This window comes from Bacillus sp. SCT118, assembly GCF_058566435.1.
This window is the reverse complement of record NZ_CP191225.1, coordinates 3120001-3142191: the sequence shown is the minus strand read 5'-3', so window position 1 is coordinate 3142191 and position 22191 is coordinate 3120001. Positions and strand designations below refer to the sequence as shown.

The 22191-nt window shown below is 43.6% G+C and carries 27 protein-coding genes (1 of these 27 only partly in view); 19 read left to right on the top strand and 8 right to left on the bottom strand.

The window, feature by feature from the left end:
• Positions 1–78 precede the first annotated feature (78 nt).
• Positions 79–960, top strand: coding sequence for a PhzF family phenazine biosynthesis isomerase (locus ACQVGT_RS16195; RefSeq protein WP_015383143.1), 882 nt, complete (start codon positions 79–81; stop codon positions 958–960).
• Between the two features lie 87 nt (positions 961–1047).
• On the top strand, positions 1048–1632 hold the full coding sequence (locus tag ACQVGT_RS16190) for a nitroreductase family protein (protein ID WP_015482973.1): 585 nt from the start codon (positions 1048–1050) through the stop codon (positions 1630–1632).
• 38 nt (positions 1633–1670) lie between these two features.
• Here the strand turns inward: ACQVGT_RS16190 and ACQVGT_RS16185 are convergent, their stop codons facing one another.
• The 3 genes from ACQVGT_RS16185 to ACQVGT_RS16175 all read right to left on the bottom strand — a co-directional run bounded on the left by ACQVGT_RS16185 (position 1671) and on the right by ACQVGT_RS16175 (position 3005).
• A complete protein-coding gene (locus ACQVGT_RS16185) occupies positions 1671–1862 on the bottom strand; it encodes a YfhD family protein (protein WP_003233561.1) in 192 nt (63 codons plus the stop codon).
• 66 nt (positions 1863–1928) lie between these two features.
• Positions 1929–2039 carry a YfhE family protein gene (locus ACQVGT_RS16180; RefSeq protein WP_003223230.1) on the bottom strand — a complete coding sequence of 37 codons (111 nt, stop codon included), beginning with the start codon at positions 2037–2039 and terminating at the stop codon, positions 1929–1931.
• Positions 2040–2093: 54 nt separating this feature from the next.
• Entirely contained in the window at positions 2094–3005 is a 912-nt protein-coding gene (locus tag ACQVGT_RS16175; protein WP_038428645.1) for a TIGR01777 family oxidoreductase, read from the bottom strand.
• Between the two features lie 88 nt (positions 3006–3093).
• Between ACQVGT_RS16175 and recX the strand changes: the two genes are divergently transcribed.
• From recX to ACQVGT_RS16160, 3 genes are all read left to right on the top strand, one after another.
• Entirely contained in the window at positions 3094–3885 is a 792-nt protein-coding gene (gene recX, locus ACQVGT_RS16170; RefSeq protein ID WP_015383146.1) for a recombination regulator RecX, read from the top strand.
• An 8-nt stretch (positions 3886–3893) separates the two neighbouring features.
• Entirely contained in the window at positions 3894–4208 is a 315-nt protein-coding gene (locus tag ACQVGT_RS16165; RefSeq protein WP_015383147.1) for a YfhH family protein, read from the top strand.
• 142 nt (positions 4209–4350) lie between these two features.
• Positions 4351–5544, top strand: coding sequence for an MFS transporter (locus tag ACQVGT_RS16160; protein WP_015482975.1), 1194 nt, complete (start codon positions 4351–4353; stop codon positions 5542–5544).
• Between the two features lie 31 nt (positions 5545–5575).
• Here the strand turns inward: ACQVGT_RS16160 and ACQVGT_RS16155 are convergent, their stop codons facing one another.
• Positions 5576–5728: a small, acid-soluble spore protein K gene (locus ACQVGT_RS16155; RefSeq protein ID WP_003223241.1), complete on the bottom strand. Its 153-nt coding sequence runs from the start codon at positions 5726–5728 to the stop codon at positions 5576–5578.
• 124 nt (positions 5729–5852) lie between these two features.
• Between ACQVGT_RS16155 and ACQVGT_RS16150 the strand changes: the two genes are divergently transcribed.
• From ACQVGT_RS16150 to ACQVGT_RS16125, 6 genes are all read left to right on the top strand, one after another.
• On the top strand, positions 5853–6122 hold the full coding sequence (locus ACQVGT_RS16150; RefSeq protein WP_003243789.1) for a YfhJ family protein: 270 nt from the start codon (positions 5853–5855) through the stop codon (positions 6120–6122).
• 144 nt (positions 6123–6266) lie between these two features.
• Positions 6267–6785 carry an SH3 domain-containing protein gene (locus ACQVGT_RS16145; RefSeq protein WP_015252515.1) on the top strand — a complete coding sequence of 173 codons (519 nt, stop codon included), beginning with the start codon at positions 6267–6269 and terminating at the stop codon, positions 6783–6785.
• Positions 6786–6869: 84 nt separating this feature from the next.
• Positions 6870–7202: an SdpC immunity protein SpdL gene (spdL, locus tag ACQVGT_RS16140; RefSeq protein ID WP_041517766.1), complete on the top strand. Its 333-nt coding sequence runs from the start codon at positions 6870–6872 to the stop codon at positions 7200–7202.
• Entirely contained in the window at positions 7189–8049 is an 861-nt protein-coding gene (ephM, locus tag ACQVGT_RS16135) for an epoxide hydrolase EphM (protein WP_015383151.1), read from the top strand. Before spdL ends, ephM begins: the two co-directional genes overlap by 14 nt.
• Positions 8050–8280: 231 nt before the next feature.
• Positions 8281–9270 (top strand): glycosyltransferase family 2 protein, encoded by a 990-nt coding sequence (locus ACQVGT_RS16130; RefSeq protein WP_003244113.1) that lies wholly within the window; start codon positions 8281–8283, stop codon positions 9268–9270.
• 71 nt (positions 9271–9341) lie between these two features.
• Positions 9342–11927, top strand: coding sequence for a YfhO family protein (locus ACQVGT_RS16125; RefSeq protein WP_015383152.1), 2586 nt, complete (start codon positions 9342–9344; stop codon positions 11925–11927).
• Here the strand turns inward: ACQVGT_RS16125 and ACQVGT_RS16120 are convergent.
• Positions 11920–12903: a metal-dependent hydrolase gene (locus ACQVGT_RS16120; protein WP_014476212.1), complete on the bottom strand. Its 984-nt coding sequence runs from the start codon at positions 12901–12903 to the stop codon at positions 11920–11922. The two genes, ACQVGT_RS16125 and ACQVGT_RS16120, sit on opposite strands and share 8 nt — an antisense overlap.
• 215 nt (positions 12904–13118) lie before the next feature.
• Between ACQVGT_RS16120 and mutY the strand changes: the two genes are divergently transcribed.
• Positions 13119–14228: an A/G-specific adenine glycosylase gene (gene mutY, locus ACQVGT_RS16115; RefSeq protein ID WP_015482977.1), complete on the top strand. Its 1110-nt coding sequence runs from the start codon at positions 13119–13121 to the stop codon at positions 14226–14228.
• 7 nt (positions 14229–14235) lie between these two features.
• Here mutY and yfhS read toward each other — a convergent pair whose 3' ends face one another.
• A complete protein-coding gene (gene yfhS / locus ACQVGT_RS16110; RefSeq protein WP_003233542.1) occupies positions 14236–14460 on the bottom strand; it encodes a mother cell protein YfhS in 225 nt (74 codons plus the stop codon).
• A gap of 81 nt (positions 14461–14541) precedes the next feature.
• Here yfhS and fabL point away from each other — a divergent pair, with 81 nt between their 5' ends.
• From fabL to ACQVGT_RS16085, 5 genes are all read left to right on the top strand, one after another.
• Positions 14542–15294, top strand: a complete 753-nt coding sequence (fabL, locus tag ACQVGT_RS16105; RefSeq protein ID WP_003223262.1) for an enoyl-[acyl-carrier-protein] reductase FabL — start codon at positions 14542–14544, stop codon at positions 15292–15294.
• A gap of 68 nt (positions 15295–15362) precedes the next feature.
• Positions 15363–15617, top strand: a complete 255-nt coding sequence (gene sspE / locus ACQVGT_RS16100) for a gamma type acid-soluble spore protein SspE (RefSeq protein WP_014476214.1) — start codon at positions 15363–15365, stop codon at positions 15615–15617.
• 172 nt (positions 15618–15789) lie between these two features.
• Positions 15790–16050 (top strand): YgaB family protein, encoded by a 261-nt coding sequence (locus ACQVGT_RS16095; RefSeq protein ID WP_003242708.1) that lies wholly within the window; start codon positions 15790–15792, stop codon positions 16048–16050.
• Positions 16051–16193: 143 nt separating this feature from the next.
• Positions 16194–16724 (top strand): nucleoside tri-diphosphate phosphatase, encoded by a 531-nt coding sequence (gene ntdP / locus ACQVGT_RS16090; protein ID WP_003223272.1) that lies wholly within the window; start codon positions 16194–16196, stop codon positions 16722–16724.
• Positions 16725–16810: 86 nt separating this feature from the next.
• A complete protein-coding gene (locus tag ACQVGT_RS16085; RefSeq protein WP_015482978.1) occupies positions 16811–18553 on the top strand; it encodes an ABC transporter ATP-binding protein in 1743 nt (580 codons plus the stop codon).
• A 76-nt stretch (positions 18554–18629) separates the two neighbouring features.
• On the opposite strand, the gene ACQVGT_RS16080 is transcribed toward ACQVGT_RS16085, so the two are convergent.
• Together ACQVGT_RS16080 and ACQVGT_RS16075 are read right to left on the bottom strand one after the other, a co-directional pair.
• On the bottom strand, positions 18630–19691 hold the full coding sequence (locus tag ACQVGT_RS16080; protein WP_014663280.1) for an aromatic acid exporter family protein: 1062 nt from the start codon (positions 19689–19691) through the stop codon (positions 18630–18632).
• Between the two features lie 218 nt (positions 19692–19909).
• Positions 19910–21199, bottom strand: coding sequence for a glutamate-1-semialdehyde 2,1-aminomutase (locus ACQVGT_RS16075; protein WP_015383155.1), 1290 nt, complete (start codon positions 21197–21199; stop codon positions 19910–19912).
• Positions 21200–21351: 152 nt separating this feature from the next.
• Between ACQVGT_RS16075 and bcp the strand changes: the two genes are divergently transcribed.
• Complete coding sequence (bcp, locus tag ACQVGT_RS16070) at positions 21352–21825, top strand: thioredoxin-dependent thiol peroxidase (protein ID WP_015482979.1); 474 nt, start codon at positions 21352–21354, stop codon at positions 21823–21825.
• A 122-nt stretch (positions 21826–21947) separates the two neighbouring features.
• On the top strand, positions 21948–22191 hold the 5' portion of the coding sequence (gene perR, locus ACQVGT_RS16065; protein WP_003223285.1) for a peroxide-responsive transcriptional repressor PerR. 194 nt of this gene lie beyond the right edge of the window; 244 of the gene's 438 nt are visible here — the first part of the coding sequence; the start codon lies at positions 21948–21950; its stop codon lies off the right edge, out of view.

The window sequence follows — 22191 nt, the reverse complement described above, 5'->3', positions numbered from 1 at the left end:
TTTTTGATAATGACTGAAGATTCGTAATTATTTTTGCTATACTGACAGAGACATTGATAAAGAAAGGGCGGCAGATGAATGAAAGAAGCAGAGGTATTAAAATATGAAGCATTTACAAGCAGTCCCGGCAAAGGAAACCCTGCAGGCGTCGTTTTGCAGGGAGACGATTATACGGAAGACGAGATGCAGATCATAGCTGAGCGTGCCGGGTATTCAGAAACTTCCTTTATCCGAAAAAGCGAGTCGGCCGATCTTGAACTCCGTTACTTTACACCTGGACACGAAATGAATTTGTGCGGTCATGCGACAGTTGCTTCTCTTTACGCATTATGTGAGAAAGGAATGCTGGAGAGCGGTAAAACGTACAGCATCCAAACGAAAGCGGGTATCCTGCCTGTGAAGATTTCTGAAAAAGATGGCCGTATTCATATCACGCTTGAACAGGCCTCTCCGCAATTCAAACCATTTACAGGCGATCGGAAAAAACTTGCGGACGCACTGGGTATCACCGAAGAGGATTTTCATGAAGACCTTCCGATTGTGTTTGGCAGCACTGGCATATGGACAGCCATCGTTCCGCTTAAATCATTGGAGGCTTCCAAAAAAATGGTGCCAGATAACAAACAATTTCCGGAAGTGTTAGTTGATCTGCCAAAAGCTTCAGTCCATCCGTTTACCTTTGAAACCGTCCATCCCGACAGCGACCTGCACGGACGCCACTTTTCATCCCCGTATTCGGGAACGATTGAAGACCCCGTGACTGGCACAGCATCCGGCGTGATGGGGGCTTATATGAAACAATATGGCAATGCCAAGCAGTATAAATTTATCATTGAACAAGGGCAGGAAATTGGAAAAGACGGAAAAGTGGAGATCAAAATGAACGAAGCCGGCGGCCATGTGAAAGTGAACATGACAGGAACAGCCGTTTACTCAGAAACCCGTATTCTTAAAATCTAATACGGATGATGGTTTACAAAAAGATGCACTTTCCGTTATCATTATGAAATGATAATCATTTTCAATTGCATAGGAAGGTGAGACGGTATGCCTCAAACCGAACAAATACATCAGCATTCAGTACTGCGGGACATCATACGCAGCAGAAGATCGATTCGAAAGTTTAAACAAGAGCCAGTACCTTCAGCAGTCATTCTTGACATGCTTGAAACGGCAAAATATGCGCCAAATCACAGAGTGACAGAGCCATGGAGATTTATTTACGTTTCCAGTGAGACAGGTAAAGCGAACCTCATCAATACATTTGCAGCGTTCTCTAAGAAATCCAAGCCGGATATGACAGAGGAAAAGCTTCAAAATTTCAAAAACACACTTGGGCGCGTTCCGGGATTTCTCCTCGTCGTGTTTCAGGAAGATGAAAACGAAAGAGCGCGGGACGACGATTTTGCGGCAACAAGCTCGTTGATTCAAAATCTTCAGCTTCTTGCTTGCGAAAAAGGAATCGGCATGGTTTGGAAAAGCGGAAAAATCCTTTATGACAAAGAAGTCCATCAGGCCTTTGGTTTGCAGGATAATGAGCGTTTCGCCGCCATCATACAAACAGGTTATCCTGACGAGGCGCCGGAAGTGAAAAAACGCACACCGATCCGCGACCGGTTCACTGAAATGTAAAAAGCCCCTTGTCTCAAACGGAGACAAGGGGTTTTTCATTAACGAGATTTCTTTTTCGCTCTGTTGTCGGCTGCTTTCGCACGCTCTTGCGCTTCGCGGTCATCTGCATCAGCAAGCTCGGTTGAATATTCTTCGTAAACGCCGTCAGTTTCCCTTTTTAATGCATCGGGAACTTGTGGAAGCTTTTGTTTGTTTTTATCACGGTTTTTGTGGATATGATTTCTGCCCATATCAAATTCCCCCTAAAAAGTGATATCAAACAAATATAGTATTTGGTTTTAAGGGGCTATGTATTCCTACTTCCGCTTAGCAGCTTTTTCCGCTTTTTTAAATTCGCCTGAATAAAGAACTTCCTGCATTTTTTTCAGGTTGGCGCCTTGCTGATGCTTCTCCCTCTTTTTTTCCATAAAAAGGACCTCCTTCAACCATGTTATTCTTAAGTTTGACGCTTCCTGCTGTTTTTATACAGTCTTTCGGTCCGCTATCAGCTGTGAGAGTGCAAATTCAAGATCCGAATATGTAAAACGAAATCCAGAGGTTATCGCTTTTTTAGGAAGAGCGCGCTGTCCTTTCACAATCAAAAGACTCATTTCACCCAATGCTTTTGATAAAAAGAATTCCGGGACGGGGAGCCAGTGCGGGCGGTGCTTCACCCGTGCAATCGCTTTTCCGAATTGCTTCATGTCCACAGGATTGGGCGCGGTGACATTCATTGGGCCTGAGATGCCGGCGTTTTCCACCGCATATCGGATCATCTGGGCCGCATCCTCGACATGAATCCATGACAGCCACTGCCTTCCCGTTCCGATCGTTCCGCCGGCCAGAAACTTATAGGGGAGAACCATAAGCGGTAGAGCGCCTTTTTCTCCAAGCATCACGCCAAATCTTGCATAAACCGTCCTGATGCCCATCGCTTCAATATGCTGTCCTTCCTTTTCCCACAGGTGTGCAGTATGGCTGAGAAAATCCTCATCTGACGTTGCAGAATCCTCTGTGAAAGTTTTCTCTAGGCTTGTGCCGTAAATACCCACGGCACTGGCTTGGATCAATGTCTTCGGCTTCTCCTTCTGTTTCTGAATAAGCCGCTGCACTTCACGCGTCGCATTGATACGGCTGGAGAGAATGTGCTGCTTCGTTTTTTCTGTCCAGCGGCCAAAAATCGATTTTCCCGCAAGGTTTATCCAGACATCAATATGAGGAAGTTCCTGCTCCGGGGCGGCTCCTTCCGTCAGCCATTGGACATATGTCATATTTTTTTGTTCAGTTTCCCTTGCGTTTCTTGATAAAATATAAACATGGTGTCCCTGGCGGATAAGAACGCCTGTCAGATGCTGGCCGAGAAAACCGGTTCCGCCCGTCATTGCGATATTCATGAACATCTCTCCTCATCGTTCTAATAAATATACTTTACCTCATTGTAATAAAAGAAAACGCGTTTCAGGCCAGAGAAGGGAGATTAAGATGCCGTTTATTACAAAAATATCAACGCAAAAAAAGAATACGGAACGCTTCAATATTTTTCTGGATGATAAATACGCCTTCAGCGTGGACGCGGATGTGCTCGTGAAATTTGAGCTCAAGAAGGGAAAAGAACTCGATGATCTTGACATCATTGAGATTCAATACGGCGATGAAGTGAAGAAAGGCTTCAACCGTGCGCTTGACTTTTTATCCTATCGAATGCGGTCGACGAAAGAGGTCGAGGAGCACTTAAAGAAAAAAGAAACCTCGCCCCCCGTCATTGCGGAAGTCATCCATAGGCTTAACGATTACAAGTACTTAAACGACCAGGAATTTGCCGCAGCCTATGTCAGCACTCACAAAAAAACAAACGGAAAAGGCCCTGATGTTTTGTTCAGAGAGCTAAGGGCGAAGGGAATTGATGACGATACAATTAAGGAGGCGCTAAGTTCCTTTTCCTTTGAAGATCAGACGAGGGAAGCGGTCAAGCATGTTGAAAAGCTTCTCAAAAAAGATAAAAAGCTTTCGACGAAAGAACTCAAACAGCGCGCCCAGCTGCAGCTTCAGCGCAAGGGCTTCTCATTTGATGTTATCAGCGCGGCGATGGATCAGATTGAATATGAAAATGATGAAGACACAGAGAAAGAAGCGCTGCGCCTTCACGCGGAAAAAGCGTTTAGAAAATACCGCTACGACGGCTCATATGAAAGCGCCATGAAGGTCAAACAATTTTTATTCCGCAAAGGATTCTCACTCGATTTAATCGAGCAATTTCTGCAGGAAGAGGAGTAGCTGAAAAAATGGAGAAACGATACAGTCAAATGACACCGCACGAACTCAATACCGAAATCGCATTACTTTCTGAAAAAGCAAGAAAAGCCGAACAGCATGGAATCATAAACGAACTGGCAGTGCTCGAACGGAAAATTACGATGGCAAAAGCATATTTGCTGAACCCGGAAGATTACTCACCGGGAGAAACATATCGTATAGAGGACACTGAGGACCAGTTTACTATCAGTTATTTAAATGGCGTTTTCGCATGGGGATACAGGACCTCTTCCCCTCAGCAAGAGGAAGCGCTGCCAATCTCAGTATTGAAAGAAAAAGAATAAAGCGTAACAGGAGGCTGATGATCAGCCTCTTTTTGTTTGCAGCACATTTACATGACTTCTTAAAGAAAAAATCATTGAATTCACTTGAAAAATCTTTTAAGATGAAACTCGTTGTTTTTTAAAATCAAAGGAGGCGATGACGTTGAGTATCAAAAACCCATCTGTAAAATTTATTATATTTGTTCTTATGATTTGTACATTTTCAATCGGCTATACAGAATACGCGGTGATGGGTATTTTGACGTCGATTGCCAATGACTTTCAAATACAAGTTTCATCAGCAGGGCTTCTTGTCACGGCTTATGCGGCAAGCGTTTGTTTGACAGGACCGCTCGTCACCATCATTTCCGTCAAGCTTCCGAGAAAGCCTGTGCTTCTTGGGCTGATGGCGATATTTATCCTTTCAAACCTGATGAGCGCACTGGCGCCGAATTTTACGGTATTGGCCATTTCAAGAATTTTATCTGCATCCATACACGGCGCTTTCTTCGCGATTGCCATGGTATTCGCAAGTGAAATGGTTCCGCCGGAAAAGCGTGCTGCAGCTGCTGCTTCAATGAACGGCGGACTGACAGTGGCTCTAATGCTTGGTGTTCCATTCGGCTCTTATCTTGGAGATGTCCTGAATTGGAGAGCGGTGTTTTCCATCATTACGGCACTTGGTGTCATCGGATTTTTAGGCCTTATGGCTGCAGTGCCGAACAGAAAACCAAAGGTGATCCCAATGCTTATGAATGAGTGGGGGGTTTTTAAACACAAACAAGTGCTGTTTTCCTTCGCGATTACCATTTTAGGCTATTCCGGTGTCTTTATCGCCTACACCTTTATCGAACCCATTTTGAGGCATTCAGCCGGATTCAGCACGGTTGGCATTACAGGTGCTCTCTTTGCGTATGGATTGGGAGGCGTTGCCGGGAATTTCTTTGCGGGAAAAGTACCGCTGCCTTTGCTGACTCGGACGATGATCGGCGTAATGATCGGTTTAATCGGTGTTCTGGCTGTATTTCCTTACATCACCATTTACCCGGCTGCAGCCATTGTGGCAACGTTCCTATTCGGGGCATGCGCATTCGGCACGCCGCCTCTTCTGCAAACAAAGGTCATTTCCTCATCTGAGGGCGGCACAACCATTGCCGCAGCTGTCAGCGTATCAGCATTTAACCTTGCCAATGCCCTTGGTGCATGGATCGGGGGAATGATTTTAAACGGAACAGGCTCTTATTCCTGGCTGTTTGCAGGAGGTGCGCTTATGACTGCATGCGGACTTGTGCTTTCTACCTTCGCACACTTATCAGAAAAGAAAAGCGTCTACGAATATCAAGTCAATAAAGGGTAAAAACAGCTGCAGTGTATGCAGCTGTTCTTCTTTACCGTTTGCCTGAGGCTCTCATTCTTTCTTGAGGATGCTGATTGATAGATCCGTCAGCACGCTTTGAAGCATAGTCGTCCTTTGCTCTCGGTTCACCCTGAAATTTGTTTTCGTTTTCGTAAGGAAATCCTTTTTCTTTATTTCGGACCATGTCATATCCCCCTAGGTTCGAGATCAAAAAGTTGCGTCTTTCAAGATGAAGACGTAAGGTTAGTATATGGAGAACACCACGTAATAAAGCGTTATTTTTTTCCTGAAGAAAGGAGACTGCACACATGAATATGTACATTGAGAAACTGACTAATCTGCTTCTGGAAAAGAACGAGATGATCAGCTATATACAGGCAAAAACGTGGGTGGAATTGTTATGGAGCGATTTCGAAGCAACCTATGCAAAAGCCGGACACGCCTATCAAGGTGAAAAAATGACTGAAAAAATCGTCACACAATGGATTGAAAACTATGGCGGCCAGCTCCACCTTTTTCAAAGCTCCCGTAACGACGTGAATGATTACTTAAATCAAAGCAGAGGCCTTTTGCATTAAAAACCTGCCGTTAACGACCGGCAGGTTTTTTCATTTTCTTAAAATTACCTTAACAGGAAGAAATCATAAACAAAACATGTTTCACCAGCCTGTCAATCAGGGAATACCACTAATATCTTGTCAAAATGCGAGGAGGAGCTTTATATGAAAAAGAAACAAGTAATGCTCGCTTTAACAGCTGCCGCAGGACTGGGTTTGACAGCACTTCATTCCGCTCCCGCAGCAAAAGCTGCGCCCCTTCACGACATATCTGTCAGCATGCCATCATCCGATTCTTACATCATAAAAACAGGAAAGCTGAATGTCCGGACTGAGCCAAATCATAAAGGTGACATTCTCGGCACTGTATCATCAGAACAAAAAGTAAAAGTCTATGGATTTGTAAATGCCGATTGGGCTCAAATTCATTTCAAAGGAAAAAAAGCGTATATTTCAACCCACTTTTTAATGAAAACCGCAAGCCAAGCGAAAACAATGAAACAGACAGCCTTCTATGCACCGACGCCCGAAAATGGAAAAGCTAAACAGCTCTCATCTGGAACAGAGGTGACAATACTTGGGTGGGGATTCAGTGAAAATGGAGGATTTGACTTCACTTGGGCGTTCGTCGATTATGGCGGAGTTAAAGGCTATATTCACACAAAGGATTTACAAATGCGATAAAAAGGCAGGCCGAGGCTTGTCTTTTTGCCTATGCATGAAACATTTCTCCTTTCTGCACGTAACAATGAGAAAGGAGATGATGATATGACGGGTTTAGTCGGCGGAGGGCTTATGATCATTGCGGGCATACTGATCAAACTGTTTCCTCCCAAATCGATCAACAGTGTGTACGGATACAGAACGAGACGATCAATGTCAGATCAAAGATTATGGAATGAAGCGAACCGTTACAGTGCATCATTAATGATCCTGTCAGGCTTGGTGATTGCGGGAATGGGTTTGCTGCTGGGATCAAACTTGTTTATTCTTCAGCTTATCCTGCTGATTGCCGCCTGTGCCGTAACATTTATGCTGACGGAGAAAAGGCTGAAAATCATGACGCACAGTCAAGGAGGAGATAGAAGTGGACGGAGTTAAATGCCAGTTTGTCAATACGAACGGAATCACGCTCCACGTTGCAGCCGCAGGACCGGAAGATGGCCCGTTAATTGTCCTGCTCCATGGATTTCCTGAGTTTTGGTACGGCTGGAAAAATCAAATCAAACCGCTTGTTGATGCGGGTTACCGGGTCATTGCTCCTGATCAGCGGGGCTACAATCTCAGTGACAAACCGGAAGGAATTGATTCGTATCGGATTGATACATTAAGAGATGATATCATCGGGCTTATTACGCAATTCACTGATGAAAAAGCAATTGTCATCGGGCATGACTGGGGAGGGGCTGTTGCATGGCATTTGGCTTCCACATGCCCGGAATATCTTGAAAAACTGATCGCGATCAATATCCCGCACCCGCACGTCATGAAAACCGTAACGCCGCTTTATCCGCCGCAATGGCTGAAAAGCTCGTATATCGCATACTTCCAGCTCCCCGATATACCGGAGACATCACTAAGGGAAAATGATTATGAAACATTAGATAAAGCGATTGGATTATCCGACCGTCCCGCGCTTTTTACATCCGAGGATGTCAGCAGATACAAAGAAGCGTGGAAACAGCCGGGCGCGCTGACAGCTATGCTGAACTGGTACAGAGCCATCAGAAAAGGAAGCTTGGCAGAGAAACCTTCTTACGAAACAGTACCTTACCGAATGATCTGGGGAATGGAAGACCGTTTTTTGAGCAGAAAGCTTGCGAAAGAGACGGAAAGGCATTGCCCGAATGGACATCTCATCTTTGTTGATGAAGCTTCCCATTGGATTAACCACGAAAAGCCAGCCATCGTCAATCAGCTGATTTTGGAATATCTTAAGAACCAATAAGCCAAAATTTCTCTCCATCCGTCTGTCATAATGGCAGACTTTTTCTGTGCGTTTTTTTCATAGTCTGTTTTAAACATGACAAAATAACATTAAAAATCATGAATGTCACCATAAAATTGTAACAAAAAACAGGTTTAAACGACTTTAAAAAAAGGAATAGCCTTACTGAAGATTTGTGTAAAACTCCCCTAAGGCAATACTTAAAAAGAATAATAAAAAGAAGGTGCCTTAATGAAGCAAGGATTAATCTCGATTATTATCCCGTCTTACAATGAAGGGTATAATGTCAAACTCATTCATGAATCTTTAAAAAAGGAATTTAAAAACATTCATTATGACTATGAAATATTCTTCATAAACGACGGAAGTGTTGATGACACGCTTCAGCAGATCAAAGACTTGGCAGCGACGTGCAGCCGGGTAAAATATATATCTTTTTCTCGAAACTTTGGAAAAGAAGCCGCAATTTTGGCGGGCTTTGAGCATGTTCAGGGCGAGGCGGTTATTGTAATGGATGCCGATCTGCAGCATCCGACATATTTGCTGAAGGAATTTATCAAAGGCTACGAAGAAGGGTATGACCAAGTCATTGCCCAAAGGAACAGAAAAGGGGACAGCTTTGTCCGCTCACTCTTATCATCTATGTATTACAAGTTCATTAATAAAGCGGTGGAAGTCGATTTGCGTGACGGTGTCGGTGACTTCAGATTGTTAAGCCGCCAAGCTGTGAATGCACTTTTGAAGCTGAGCGAAGGAAACCGCTTTTCAAAAGGCCTTTTTTGCTGGATTGGCTTTGATCAGAAAATTGTATTTTATGAAAATGTCGAACGAAAAAACGGCACCTCCAAATGGTCGTTCAGCAGTCTGTTTAACTACGGAATGGACGGCGTCGTTTCATTTAATCATAAGCCGCTGAGATTATGTTTTTATACAGGCATTTTCATCCTGCTGCTTTCCATCATTTATATCATTGCCACATTCGTTAAAATTCTGACTAACGGTATTTCTGTGCCTGGGTATTTTACCATTATCTCAGCAGTGTTATTTCTTGGCGGAGTACAGCTGTTAAGCCTCGGAATTATAGGCGAATATATCGGCCGAATCTATTATGAAACAAAAAAACGCCCGCATTATTTGATCAAAGAAGCGAATATCCCGAACAAAGACCTGCCTGAAACGAACGAATTAAAAAGCATGCGGCGTCTGACAAAAATGCACTGAAAATACCAAGCGCCATTGGCAGTGCTTTTTTTGCGTGTCTATTATCTTAAAAGCAAGACTGGAGAATTCATATGAAAAGAAAACATATCATGATCTATGCGGCCAGTTTGCTGGTGTCCGTTCTGGCACACGCTTTTTTTGTGAAAGAATGGGCGGAAGGCAGGTATATGACAGGTCCGGGTGACGGGCTTGCGCAAATGATCGTATTTAAAAAATTATTATTTGACCAATATACAAACGGGAATCTTTTCTACAATTATTCATTCGGACTTGGCGGCGGCACATTCAGTCAACTCGGCTATTATTTTTCTGCTTCTTTTCTTTTTCTTGCTGCGTCCGCCGCTGTTTGGCTGCTTCAAGCCGTCCAGCTGATCGGAGAAGCGGATACGCTTTTTTGGGCTGAGTCAGCTGTTTTTATCAGTATTTTCAAATTGAGTTTGATCATCTTTACGTCCGCTTCTGTTTTTCATTATCTTCTCAAGCACAGGGCGGCATCGTTCACGGGAGCTGTGTTATACGGCGTCTCAATTATTTATTTCCGTCACGAAGCATATTGGGAATTTTTTACCGATACAATGGTTTGGCTTCCGCTGCTTGTGCTTGGCGCAGAAAAAATTATTAGAGAGCGGCGCCCGGCGTGGTTTATCGTTGCGTGTTCGCTGACGTTAATCAATAATTTTTACTTTGCATACATAAACCTTATATTCATCGGAATCTATGTGCTGTTCAGATGGCTGATCCGTTTGGAACCACATGAAGAGAAAAGATGGATTCAAATCAGATTATTTCTGGTTTCAGGCTTCATTTCTTTTGGCATCAGTGCGGCGGCGTTTGTGCCGGTGGTATACGGTTATTTAAACAACCTGCGCCCTCCATACAGCCAGAAAATAGAGTGGCTCAATTTCGATGATAATATCTTATTTTCGAGCCGGATCATCATTGTGCCGGCCGCTTTTCTGCTGTTTTTGTTTATTATTTCTTTTTACAAAAACCGTGTGTTTCGTCTCTTTGCCGGATTGAGCCTGCTGTTTATTCTTTTTCATTTCAGTCCGTATGCGGCAAGCGTCTTTAACGGCTTTTCCGCCCCGCAAAACCGGTTTGAATATGTTCTGGCCTTTACCATTGCGGGAGCAGCTGCGGCTGGTTTGTCACAGCTGTCTGATTTGAAACGGAAAGAACTGCTCCCGGCCGCAGCTGTCGTCCTGCTTCTTTACTTGTATCATATTCAAAGGTATAAGCTCGATATATGGAAGCCTGCGAATGAAAGTATTCTATTGCTCTTACTCATGACAATCGCAGCCTTGTTTGCTGCAGCTTTTGCGAAAAAACGGGCAAAAATGGCTGTGTACGGTATAATCATTCTTTCTTCACTGTTTGTCGCCAACTCCTATCAAAAATACGCACTCTCAGAAGGCGGCGATTTGGACAGTGTGACAAAAGAATATCTTACAAGTGAGGAATACAGAGGGCGGGAATCATCTGAGCTCATTAGACGTTTACAGAAGGAAGACGATGATCCGCTCATGAGAATCGACTGGATGAACGGGGTCCGCAATAATACGCCAATCATTTACGGGTTTAATGGCTTCAGCGCGTATTCCAGCATTTTAAACAAAGATCTGCTGGCCTTCTATTGGAATGATTTAAGTATCGATATGGGCAGGGAAAGCGTTAGCCGTTACGCGTCATTGGGAGACAGGGCGAATTTATACAGCCTGCTTTACGGCAAATATTATATGACCGAAAAAACAAACGAAGCCAGCGTCCCGTACGGCTTCAAAAAGCATTTAGAAACAGAGCATTATGCAGTTTATGAGAATCAGTACATGCTTCCATTCGTCAAAACAGCCGATGCCATATACAGCGAAAGTGAGCTGGACCGATTGCCCGCTCTTGCGAAAGAACAGGCGATGCTGAAAGGAATCATATTAAAAGATCCATCAGGAAAAACGGAGCAGACACCAAAACCGTCCAATTTGATCACCAAGTCGGACATTACCGCAAAACAAGCCCAGTATCAAAACGGGCTGCTAACCGTAACTGGAGAAAACGGAGGAGAGCTGATCATCACCCCGAAACAGCCATCATCCGCTCCGGGAGACTACTATGTCAGCTTTTATTTGAAAAGCAAAGCAAAAGACAAAGGATTTACGTTAAAGGTAAATGATTATGTCACAACAAGGAAATCGAACAAATCGATATATAAAACCGGAGTAAATAATATAACGGTAAGAGTGCCTAAATCAGGACATATCTCAATCCATCTTCCGAAAGGAACCTATGAGCTGAGAAACATAGCGCTCTATGAAGAAAATTACCAAACGCTGAAAAACGCTGTAATGCAAAATAAAACAGAGACAGCAGACAAACTGAATTGGAACAAAAATCGACTGACCTTTGCATATCATCTGTCAAAAGACCAGTACATCATGCTTCCGATCCCATATGAAAAAGGCTGGGAGCTGAAGATCAACGGAAAAACACAGAAGATCGAAAAAGCGGATTATGCTTTTATAGGCTTCAAGGCGCAAAAGGGAGACAATCACATTGAGCTGACTTACTATCCGCCATACTTCAAAATATCGGCGCTCATATCTCTTGTCAGTCTGCTGCTTGCTGTTTTCTATATAAGACGTAAAAAGCCCGGCTCTATATAGAGCCGAGCTTTAATTTTTTCTGAAGTTTTTCTTCGCTGAATATCCATCCCGTATAGGACGAACGAATCGTGAGATCATGGCCGATGTGAACAATTGCGACAAACGGATAATGGCCTTTGCTCCGATAGCGCAGGTCGATAAATCTCACCTCATAATGATCTTTAAACGTATCCACTTCCCACCGGTAAACCGGAGAAAAGGACAGAAACGCCGCGATGTTATCATCCTGCTTTGCCGCATGCATTACATCGGTTTCAGGAACAGGCACCCGATTAAATGTATCCAGAATCACGACATGTCCTTCCATGCTTCTTCCTACATAGAAAGCATGTGCTGTCGTCACTGCGATTCGCCATTGCCTGAATTTCATCGTTGGAGAAATAATAATGCTTTCGATCTCATCATGAATCATCTCATGAAGCTTCCGTTTAATTCTCAGCTGCATGATCAGGCGCACCAAGTAGTAGCCTGCCAATATGATATATAAGCTGAGAAACGTGATGCCGGGACTCCCGCCTGCATACCAAATCGCAATAGCTGCCAGATGGCTGATAAAAATAAACGGATCAAACGTATTAATCAGCCCGAGCGCAACCCATTTTTTCGAAAACGGACGAATGGCTTGTGTTCCATAGGCGTTGAATATATCAACAAAGACATGCAGAACGACTGCCAGCAGTGTCCACAGCCACAGGTGCAGAAAATCGGCCTGAGGATAAAATAAATACAGAATCGCCGGGATGATGACAGACCAAAACAAAACGGCGGGAATTGAATGGGTAAATCCTCTGTGATTCCTTATATAAACAGCATTGTTTTTAAGCTTTAACACAGTATCAATATCCGGAGCCTGAGAGCCCGCAAGCGTTGCGATCATAACAGCGTGAGCCATTGCCGGATCTGATCCGACAACAGGATCAAGCGTCGCAATACCGCCCAGTGCGATGCCCATAACGACATGTGTGCCCGTATCCATAGGTGACCTCCTTGCAGGATGATCCTGCACATTCACTTTGTAAGAAATTCCCCATTTTCATATACCCAATTTTTAAACTGATTCAATCGTTCTCATATGTTTCCGCTTTTTCTTTATTACTATTTAATGTAACATATTATCGTACTGTGCCCTTAGTGTACAACAAAAAACAGTCTAAAGAAAAGCGGGGCGCGAAAGACTGGGGAGAAACACATATGAACGTACTTGAAGACAAATTAAAACAAAAAGACATACAGCAATTTCGCGATGATTTAATCTCATGGTTTGAACGAGAGCAGCGCGTTTTGCCGTGGAGAGAGGACCAAGATCCTTATAAGGTGTGGGTATCTGAAGTGATGCTACAGCAAACGAGAGTAGAGACAGTGATTCCTTACTTTCTCCGGTTTGTGGAACAATTCCCGACAGTGGAAGCGCTCGCTGATGCTGATGAAGAAAAGGTGCTGAAAGCATGGGAAGGGCTCGGCTATTATTCGCGAGTCAGAAATCTGCAAAGCGCGGTAAAAGAAGTGAAACAGGAATACGGCGGCATTGTCCCTCCAGACGAGAAAGATTTTGGCGGGTTAAAAGGCGTCGGCCCTTATACAAAGGGAGCGGTGCTCAGCATTGCCTACAATAAACCCATTCCCGCGGTTGACGGAAATGTGATGCGTGTCATGTCCAGAATTCTTTCTATTTGGGATGATATTGCCAAACCAAAAACAAGAACGATCTTTGAAGACGCCATACGAGCTTTTATTTCCAAAGAAAAACCATCTGAATTTAATCAGGGCTTGATGGAGCTTGGAGCCTTGATCTGTACGCCAAAATCACCCTCATGCCTGCTATGCCCGGTTCAGCAGCATTGCTCAGCATTTGAAGAAGGCACTGAACGGGAGCTTCCGGTAAAAAGCAAAAAGAAAAAGCCCGGGATCAAAACCATGGCTGCGATCGTACTGACTGATGAAGACGGACAAGTGTATATCCACAAACGGCCGTCTAAAGGTTTGCTCGCCAACCTGTGGGAATTCCCTAATCTTGAAACACAAAAAGGGATCAAAACTGAGCGTGAACAGCTCATTGCTTTCTTAGAAAACGAATATGGAATACAAGCTGATATCAGTGATCTGCAAGGTGTAGTCGAGCATGTTTTCACCCACCTGGTATGGAATATTTCAGTGTTTTTCGGTAAAGTAAAACAAGTGTCGGATACCAGCGAGCTGAAAATAGTAACGAAAGAAGAGCTCGAACAATTTGCGTTCCCGGTGTCACATCAAAAAATCTGGAAGATGGCAGTAGAAGCAGCCGCTATCTCGGCTGCTCCGTAAACCATTCTTAATCGTAAGAGACGCGCGTGCCGTGGCTGTAGTCCGCTTCATTGCGCTTCATTCCGCCGCGCGCTTCAATTTCTTGCGTTAATTCCCGGTATTTTGATTGGCCTTCTTCGTTCAAATAAGGCATAATTTGCTGAAAGGCATGATGAAAATAAGCGAGTTCACTGTTCTTCCAATCTTTTTTGGAAACCATGTTCAATTCGCTCATATCACGTCCGACATACATAACAGAAGACCCCCTTTAAAGTTCTTGCCATTATTGTTTGTGGAAATAAAAGAACTATACGCTACAAGGAGATGAGGAAAAATGGAACAAAATAAATGTGCACTCGTAACAGGAAGCAGCCGCGGTGTCGGAAAAGCGGCCGCGATCAGACTTGCTGAGAACGGCTATAACATCGTCATTAACTATGCACGCAGCAAAAAAGCAGCATTAGAAACAGCGGAAGAAATCGAAAAACTTGGCGTTAAAGTGCTTGTCGTAAAAGCAAACGTAGGACAGCCTGCAAAAATCAAAGAAATGTTTCAGCAAATTGATGAAACGTTCGGCAGACTTGATGTTTTTGTCAATAATGCCGCTTCAGGAGTACTAAGACCTGTCATGGAATTAGAAGAAACACACTGGGACTGGACGATGAACATTAATGCGAAAGCATTGCTTTTCTGCGCTCAGGAAGCTGCAAAGCTAATGGAGAAGAACGGAGGCGGGCATATTGTCAGCATCAGTTCATTAGGCTCTATCCGCTATCTTGAAAACTACACCACGGTCGGTGTATCAAAAGCAGCGTTAGAGGCTTTAACCCGTTATCTTGCGGTTGAGCTTTCACCAAAACAAATTATCGTCAATGCTGTTTCAGGCGGAGCGATCGACACAGATGCGCTGAAACACTTCCCGAATAGAGAAGATCTGCTTGAGGATGCGCGCCAAAACACGCCGGCGGGACGCATGGTCGAAATTAAAGACATGGTTGATACTGTTGAGTTTCTAGTGTCTTCCAAGGCTGACATGATCCGCGGACAGACAATTATCGTTGACGGCGGACGCTCACTGCTGGTTTAAAAATTTTTAAAAAAGAGGAATAGCTATACGATCACCTGCACATTCTAATGACCGTGGAGGTGATAACAATGGCTAACTCAAATAACTTCAGCAAAACAAACGCTCAACAAGTTAGAAAACAAAACCAACAATCAGCTGCTGGTCAAGGTCAATTTGGCACTGAATTTGCTAGCGAAACAAACGCTCAGCAAGTCAGAAAACAAAACCAGCAATCAGCTGGACAACAAGGTCAATTCGGCACTGAATTCGCTAGTGAAACTGACGTACAGCAGGTAAGACAGCAAAACCAATCTGCTGAACAAAACAAACAACAAAACAGCTAATCACTGAAACAGAAAAAAGCACTTCATCTTCGGGTGGAAGTGCTTTTTTCTGTTTGAAAAACGACAAAACTTGTGGAAGGTCTACAGAATGAGTCAAAGGGTTTGCTTTATGGAGATCGAAATGATTAAAGGAGGAAACGTTTATACTTTCATCAGGCTGAAGGAGGAACCGATGACGGAATTTGAAAAGCTGGTAAGTGAACAGATGAAAACGATGGATAAGCTTCTCGATCTCCAATCAGAGCTCGACCGCTGCAAACAAATTGAGGCGGAACTCCGGCATTTGGAAAGGGATGCAAGGCTGCGTGGGATTCAGGCTGAAATTGCGGTAAAACGGAAACACCTTGCCGATATACAGGATATGTTTCAAAAGCAGACAGAGCAGGTCATTCGTTCATATCGCAGCTCAGAAAAGCCGTCTTCCTTTGTGTAGTGCAGGAATGTGCCATTCCCCGGCCGGAATGGCTCTTTTATTTTCATTTTTCAATTTGTAACGTTATAATAGGTAAAAGACGTTGTCGGTAAGCAAATTTGGACATACTAACTGTAGGGCTTTATAGAAAGTAGGGGAGAAATATGGGCTATCCCAAGGAAGGAGAAACCATTCAAATTCACAGCTATAAGCACAACGGGCTGATTCATAGAATTTGGAATGAGACAACAATCTTAAAAAGTACAGAAATGTGTGTCATCGGAGCCAATGACCGGACGATGGTAACCGAATCAGACGGCCGGACATGGATAACCAGAGAGCCCGCAATCTGTTATTTTCACGCAAGACAATGGTTTAATGTCATCGGGATGCTGAGGGAAGACGGGGTTCATTATTATTGCAACATCAGTTCTCCGTTTGCCTATGATGGCGAAGCAATTAAATATATTGATTATGACTTAGATGTTAAGGTTTTTCCTGACATGACCTACAATATTCTCGATGAAGACGAATATGATGATCATCGGAAAGCCATGAATTATCCAAAAGAAATCGACAGTATTTTAAGAGACTACTTAAATACGCTGCTCCATTGGATTCACCAGCGTCAGGGACCGTTTGCGCCCGAGTTTGTCGATATGTGGTATGAACGGTATTTGCGCTATACAAAATAATGGTTACGTAAAAACCTGTTGCGGGGTACAACAGGTTTTTCACATGGGCTTACACACATCATGATAAAGAGAGAGGGGGAATCAACGTGGGGGTTATGAAACGCTACATGCAATTCGTCAAACCTTATAAGAAGCAAATTTTCGTTACAGTGTTAATCGGGATCGTAAAATTCTCCATTCCGCTTGCTCTCCCATTGCTTCTGAAGTACGTAGTTGACGACATTATTCAAGGAGGCGGTACGGCCAGTGACAAAACCACGTCATTGTTCACGATTATGGCGATCATGTTCGCCTTATTTTTAATTTTGCGCCCGCCTGTTGAATATTATCGGCAATATTTTGCCCAGTGGACTGCCAGCAAGGTGCTTTTTGATATAAGAGCTAAGCTGTTTGACCATATACAAAAACTGAGCCTTCGTTTTTACGCGAATACAAGAACAGGGGAAGTCATTTCCCGAGTGATTAATGATGTAGAACAAACAAAGGATTTCGTCATCACAGGGCTGATGAATATATGGCTCGATATGCTGACGATTTTGATTGTAATCTCTATCATGCTCACACTGGACGTTAAATTAACGCTGATCTCTATCGTATTATTCCCATTATACGGAATCTCAGTGAAGTATTTTTACGGCCGTTTACGAAAGCTGACAAGGGAGCGCTCACAGGCTCTTGCTCAAGTGCAGGGGCATTTGCACGAACGCATTCAAGGCATGCCTGTCATCAGAAGCTTTGCGATAGAAGATCATGAACAGGCTCAATTTAATGAGAAAAACAGCCATTTCTTAGATAAAGCCATCCGCCACACGAATTGGAACGCCAAAACCTTTGCGGTGGTCAATACCATTACAGATTTGGCGCCGCTCATCGTCATAGCGTGCGCCGGGTATTTTGTCATTAATGGACCGCTGACAGTCGGAACAATGGTCGCATTTGTCGGATATATTGACAGAATGTACAACCCTGTTAGAAGGCTGATCAATTCCTCTACAACTTTGACACAGTCAATCGCATCAATGGACAGGGTGTTTGAATTTATTGACGAGCCCTATGAACTCACTGACAAACCAAATGCGATAAAGGCCGATCAGATTCGCGGAGGAGTGGAGTTTCAAAACGTTTCGTTTCAATATGAGAAGGACAAAGAAAATATTCTTCATGATGTATCCTTAAAAGTAAATAGAGGAGAAACTGTAGCTCTCGTCGGCATGAGCGGAGGAGGAAAATCAACGCTCGTCAGCCTGATCCCAAGATTTTATGATGTAACAAGCGGCAGACTGCTGATTGATGGGACGGATATTCGCGATTATGAAGCAAGGAGCCTTCGCAACCAGGTTGGTATGGTGCTTCAGGATACCTTTTTATTTAGTGAAACGATTCGGGAAAATATCGCGATCGGCAAGCCTGATGCCACACTTGAAGAGATAATCGAAGCCGCCAAAGCTGCAAATGCCCATGAATTTATCATGAGCTTTCCAGAAGGATATGAGACCCGGGTGGGAGAACGAGGCGTTAAGCTTTCAGGCGGACAAAAGCAGCGGATCTCAATTGCGCGGGTATTCCTGAAAAATCCACCGCTCCTCATTTTAGATGAAGCTACATCAGCTCTGGATTTGGAAAGTGAGCATTACATTCAAGAAGCGATGGACAAACTGGCGAAGGATAGAACAACTTTTGTTGTCGCCCACCGTTTATCGACAATCACCCATGCGGATAAGATTGTTGTCATGGAAAACGGCACAATCATTGAAATCGGAACCCATGATGAACTCATGGACTATGAGAGCCAGTACAAGCACTTATTTACCATTCAAAATTTGAACTAAAACATCAATCTTATATCCTTTTAACGAAGGATATAAGATTTTTTTGTATATAAAAAAACCCGGCTGTTTAACCGGGTTACTCTTCTGTTTCTATTTCGCAGTCTTTCGGATGATACGTTTGAAAGCTTGTGATAAGTGTTTCCAAATGTTCAAGCTGCTCGCGATATTCAACGGCACTTGCCATAATATTAAGCATGTTGTAATCAATAAGCTCCTCATCCGTATTCTGCTGATTTTTTAAAAATGACTTTGTTAAAAGCTGCTTATATCGAATGCCTTCTTCATCTGCGTCATCATGCGGCTTGATTTTGCCGACAAACCTCATCAAAATCAGTTCATGCCAGTAAAGCAGGTAATCAAGCTCTTCAGTCAGTGTTTCCTGAAACTCTTCCGGCATATGATAGATCTCGTTTTCCAAACGATGCAGTTTCTTCAATGTATCAAGCGCCCGATTTGCAGTAATAATGGCCTGTCTGAACAAGACAAGCTTTCTTGATTTTACATAAGTCGTTTTCTTAAAGTAGCTTCTCTCTTCTTTATATAGCAGATATGTCTGATCAAGCTTGATCATTTTTTCTTTCAGTTTTTCAATATCCTCTTTCAAAATCGAATGCTCTGTTGACTGCCGCATGGACAGCCTTATCCACTTCATAATTTCTTCGGTGTTTTCGACGGTATTATGAATCAGCTTTGTTTCGTACTTAGGAGGCAAAAACACAAGGTTGACGATAAAGGAAGAAAGCACCCCTAAGATCACAGTGCTTGTTCTGATCAGCGCGAACATTAAAAAGTCGTCACCGGCGGATTCTAAAATCGCAATAACTGTTACAAGAGCAATCGAAATTGTATGTTCAATTTTAAGTTTCAGCATGATTGTAATGACAATAACTGCTGTTAACCCGATCATAATCGGGCTGGGTCCGAAAATAAGGCCGAACACTGTGGCAATCACAGCTCCGATGATATTTGCCTGAACCTGGTCAATAATAATGAGAAAAGAGCGGTAAATCGACGGCTGGATCGCAAATATCGCTGCAATCCCAGCGAAAATCGGCGCGGGAAGCCCGATCCACGAAGCCAAATAAAGGGCAAGTGTAATCGCAATCCCGGTTTTGAAAATGCGGGCACCAAGTTTCATTGGTTTGTGCGTGCATTCCTTTCTATAGTAAATTGTGTAACATAGCAAATGGCTAATCCTTAAAATTCCCGGTAAGTTTATTTGCTAAACAATTAAGTAATATACAGGGATCAACACAAATATTCAAGCTATTTTTCTAGAAAAAGACCAAAATCTTACACACTGTTTGAATCCATAAAAAAACAGGAGCTCAATGCTCCTGTCCAAGTTGTCTGATTCTAGTTTTTAAGGTGTTTAAAAGCATCCTCGACCGCTGCAAGCGTGTCTTTAATATCCTGCTCTGTATGTGCTGTTGTAATAAACCAGGCTTCATATTTAGAAGGTGCTAAATTAATTCCGCGTTCCAGCATCAGTTTGAAAAACGTCGCGAACGTTTCTCCGTCACTACGTTCAGCCTGCTCGTAATTTTCGACTTTCTCATCAGAGAAATAAACCGTGAGTGCGCCTTTTAACCGGTTGACAGTAATCGTGATGCCGTGTGTTTCTGCATGCTGTAATATGCCTTCCTCCAGCATAGCGCCAAGGTGATCAAGCTTTTCATACACGCCTTCCTCTTTGAGCACTTCCAGACAAGCGATGCCTGATAGGATGGAAGCGGGGTTCCCTGCCATTGTTCCTGCCTGATAAGCAGGCCCTAGCGGAGCTACCTGCTCCATGATTTCTTGTTTGCCGCCATAGGCGCCAATTGGAAGTCCGCCGCCGATAATTTTTCCGAGTGCTGTTAAATCCGGTTTCACCTGTAAGAGATCCTGCGCGCCGCCATACATAAAGCGGAAAGCCGTAATGACTTCATCGTAAATAACGAGAGCGCCTGCATTGTGTGTCAATTCATTTACTTTTTCTAAGAAGCCCTTTTTCGGCTCGACGATACCGAAGTTGCCGACAATCGGTTCAACGAGAACCGCCGCGATTTCACTGCCCCATTTATCAAGAGCCGCTTTATAGCTATCGATATCATTAAATGGAACTGTGATCACTTCGTTTGCAATGCTTTTCGGTACACCGGCTGAGTCTGGTGTGCCGAGAGTAGACGGGCCGGAGCCTGCGGCGACAAGCACAAGGTCCGAATGCCCGTGATAGCAGCCCGCAAATTTAATGATTTTTGTCCGGCCTGTATATGCGCGAGCCACGCGGATGGTCGTCATAACGGCTTCTGTTCCCGAATTGACGAATCTTACTTTGTCCATAGCGGGAATGGCTTCTTTGAGCATCTTTGCAAATGTAACCTCATGTTTCGTTGGTGTTCCATACAATACACCGTTCTCTGCCGCTTTTTTAATCGCTTCTGTAATATGCGGGTGGGCATGTCCTGTAATAATCGGACCGTACGCCGCTAAATAATCGATGTATTTGTTGCCGTCCACATCCCAAAAATAAGCGCCGCTTGCTTTCTCCATTGCAACAGGAGAACCGCCGCCGACTGCTTTATATGATCTAGACGGGCTGTTTACACCGCCGACAATGTGCTGTAATGCCTCATTGTGAAGTTCAATTGATTTTGTATGCAAGAATAAAAACCTCCTATATCTCCATGCGTCCTTTCTATTGTAGCATGCTTCCGAACAAGAACAATGGCTTCGGGCTTCAGATTCAGCTGAGATGGTTGTAATCTGGACAAGAATTGGATACGCTTAATAAAAAAACATCCGGAGGTAACGTAATGACTATAGAAATCGGACAAAAAGCGCCTGATCTTGAGTTAAAAGGCGATCATGGGGAAACAGTAAAATTATCGGATTATAAAGGAAAGTACATCGTGCTTTATTTTTATCCAAAAGACATGACACCGGGATGTACAACTGAAGCATGCGATTTTCGGGACAGTCACGAAAGCTTCGCCGAACTGGATGCCGTCATTATCGGCGTCAGCCCGGACAGCCAGGAAAAACACGGAAAATTTAAAGAGAAGCATAACCTGCCATTTCGGCTTCTTGTTGATGACGAGCATAAGCTGGCAGAAGCGTTTGATGTGTGGAAGCTGAAGAAAAACTTCGGAAAAGAGTATATGGGAATCGAGCGTTCCACTTTTTTAATTGATAAAGAAGGCCGGGTCATTAAAGAATGGAGAAAGGTAAAAGTAAAGGACCATGTAGCCGAAGCGCTTCAAACCCTCAAAGATATGTCGGAAAAGTAAATCTCTATGAGCTTATGCTTACTTTTACCCTGATATCAATTGACAAATTATCGTAGGAAGAGTTACACTAATTATAAACATTACAATGTAAGAATTTTTTTTAGAAGAGAGGTGCATGACGGATGGCTGCACATGAACTAAAAGAAGCCTTAGAAACGTTGAAGGAAACCGGAGTTCGCATTACTCCTCAACGTCATGCGATTCTGGAATATCTCGTTAACTCTATGGCTCATCCAACAGCGGACGATATATATAAAGCTCTGGAAGGGAAATTTCCTAACATGAGCGTAGCGACAGTATATAACAATTTGCGTGTGTTCCGGGAATCAGGTTTGGTAAAAGAGCTCACATACGGTGATGCTTCCA

What these genes read in the sequence shown, in the direction of transcription:
- ACQVGT_RS16195 (WP_015383143.1), top strand. Translation starts at nt 79, where the DNA reads ATGAAAGAAGCAGAGGTATTAAAATATGAAGCATTTACAAGCAGTCCC.
- ACQVGT_RS16190 (WP_015482973.1), top strand. Translation starts at nt 1,048, where the DNA reads ATGCCTCAAACCGAACAAATACATCAGCATTCAGTACTGCGGGACATC.
- ACQVGT_RS16185 (WP_003233561.1), bottom strand. Translation starts at nt 1,862, where the DNA reads ATGGGCAGAAATCATATCCACAAAAACCGTGATAAAAACAAACAAAAG.
- ACQVGT_RS16180 (WP_003223230.1), bottom strand. Translation starts at nt 2,039, where the DNA reads ATGGAAAAAAAGAGGGAGAAGCATCAGCAAGGCGCCAACCTGAAAAAA.
- ACQVGT_RS16175 (WP_038428645.1), bottom strand. Translation starts at nt 3,005, where the DNA reads ATGAATATCGCAATGACGGGCGGAACCGGTTTTCTCGGCCAGCATCTG.
- recX (WP_015383146.1), top strand. Translation starts at nt 3,094, where the DNA reads ATGCCGTTTATTACAAAAATATCAACGCAAAAAAAGAATACGGAACGC.
- ACQVGT_RS16165 (WP_015383147.1), top strand. Translation starts at nt 3,894, where the DNA reads ATGGAGAAACGATACAGTCAAATGACACCGCACGAACTCAATACCGAA.
- ACQVGT_RS16155 (WP_003223241.1), bottom strand. Translation starts at nt 5,728, where the DNA reads ATGGTCCGAAATAAAGAAAAAGGATTTCCTTACGAAAACGAAAACAAA.
- ACQVGT_RS16150 (WP_003243789.1), top strand. Translation starts at nt 5,853, where the DNA reads ATGAATATGTACATTGAGAAACTGACTAATCTGCTTCTGGAAAAGAAC.
- ACQVGT_RS16145 (WP_015252515.1), top strand. Translation starts at nt 6,267, where the DNA reads ATGAAAAAGAAACAAGTAATGCTCGCTTTAACAGCTGCCGCAGGACTG.
- spdL (WP_041517766.1), top strand. Translation starts at nt 6,870, where the DNA reads ATGACGGGTTTAGTCGGCGGAGGGCTTATGATCATTGCGGGCATACTG.
- ACQVGT_RS16130 (WP_003244113.1), top strand. Translation starts at nt 8,281, where the DNA reads ATGAAGCAAGGATTAATCTCGATTATTATCCCGTCTTACAATGAAGGG.
- ACQVGT_RS16125 (WP_015383152.1), top strand. Translation starts at nt 9,342, where the DNA reads ATGAAAAGAAAACATATCATGATCTATGCGGCCAGTTTGCTGGTGTCC.
- ACQVGT_RS16120 (WP_014476212.1), bottom strand. Translation starts at nt 12,903, where the DNA reads ATGGATACGGGCACACATGTCGTTATGGGCATCGCACTGGGCGGTATT.
- mutY (WP_015482977.1), top strand. Translation starts at nt 13,119, where the DNA reads ATGAACGTACTTGAAGACAAATTAAAACAAAAAGACATACAGCAATTT.
- yfhS (WP_003233542.1), bottom strand. Translation starts at nt 14,460, where the DNA reads ATGTATGTCGGACGTGATATGAGCGAATTGAACATGGTTTCCAAAAAA.
- fabL (WP_003223262.1), top strand. Translation starts at nt 14,542, where the DNA reads ATGGAACAAAATAAATGTGCACTCGTAACAGGAAGCAGCCGCGGTGTC.
- sspE (WP_014476214.1), top strand. Translation starts at nt 15,363, where the DNA reads ATGGCTAACTCAAATAACTTCAGCAAAACAAACGCTCAACAAGTTAGA.
- ACQVGT_RS16095 (WP_003242708.1), top strand. Translation starts at nt 15,790, where the DNA reads ATGACGGAATTTGAAAAGCTGGTAAGTGAACAGATGAAAACGATGGAT.
- ntdP (WP_003223272.1), top strand. Translation starts at nt 16,194, where the DNA reads ATGGGCTATCCCAAGGAAGGAGAAACCATTCAAATTCACAGCTATAAG.
- ACQVGT_RS16080 (WP_014663280.1), bottom strand. Translation starts at nt 19,691, where the DNA reads ATGAAACTTGGTGCCCGCATTTTCAAAACCGGGATTGCGATTACACTT.
- bcp (WP_015482979.1), top strand. Translation starts at nt 21,352, where the DNA reads ATGACTATAGAAATCGGACAAAAAGCGCCTGATCTTGAGTTAAAAGGC.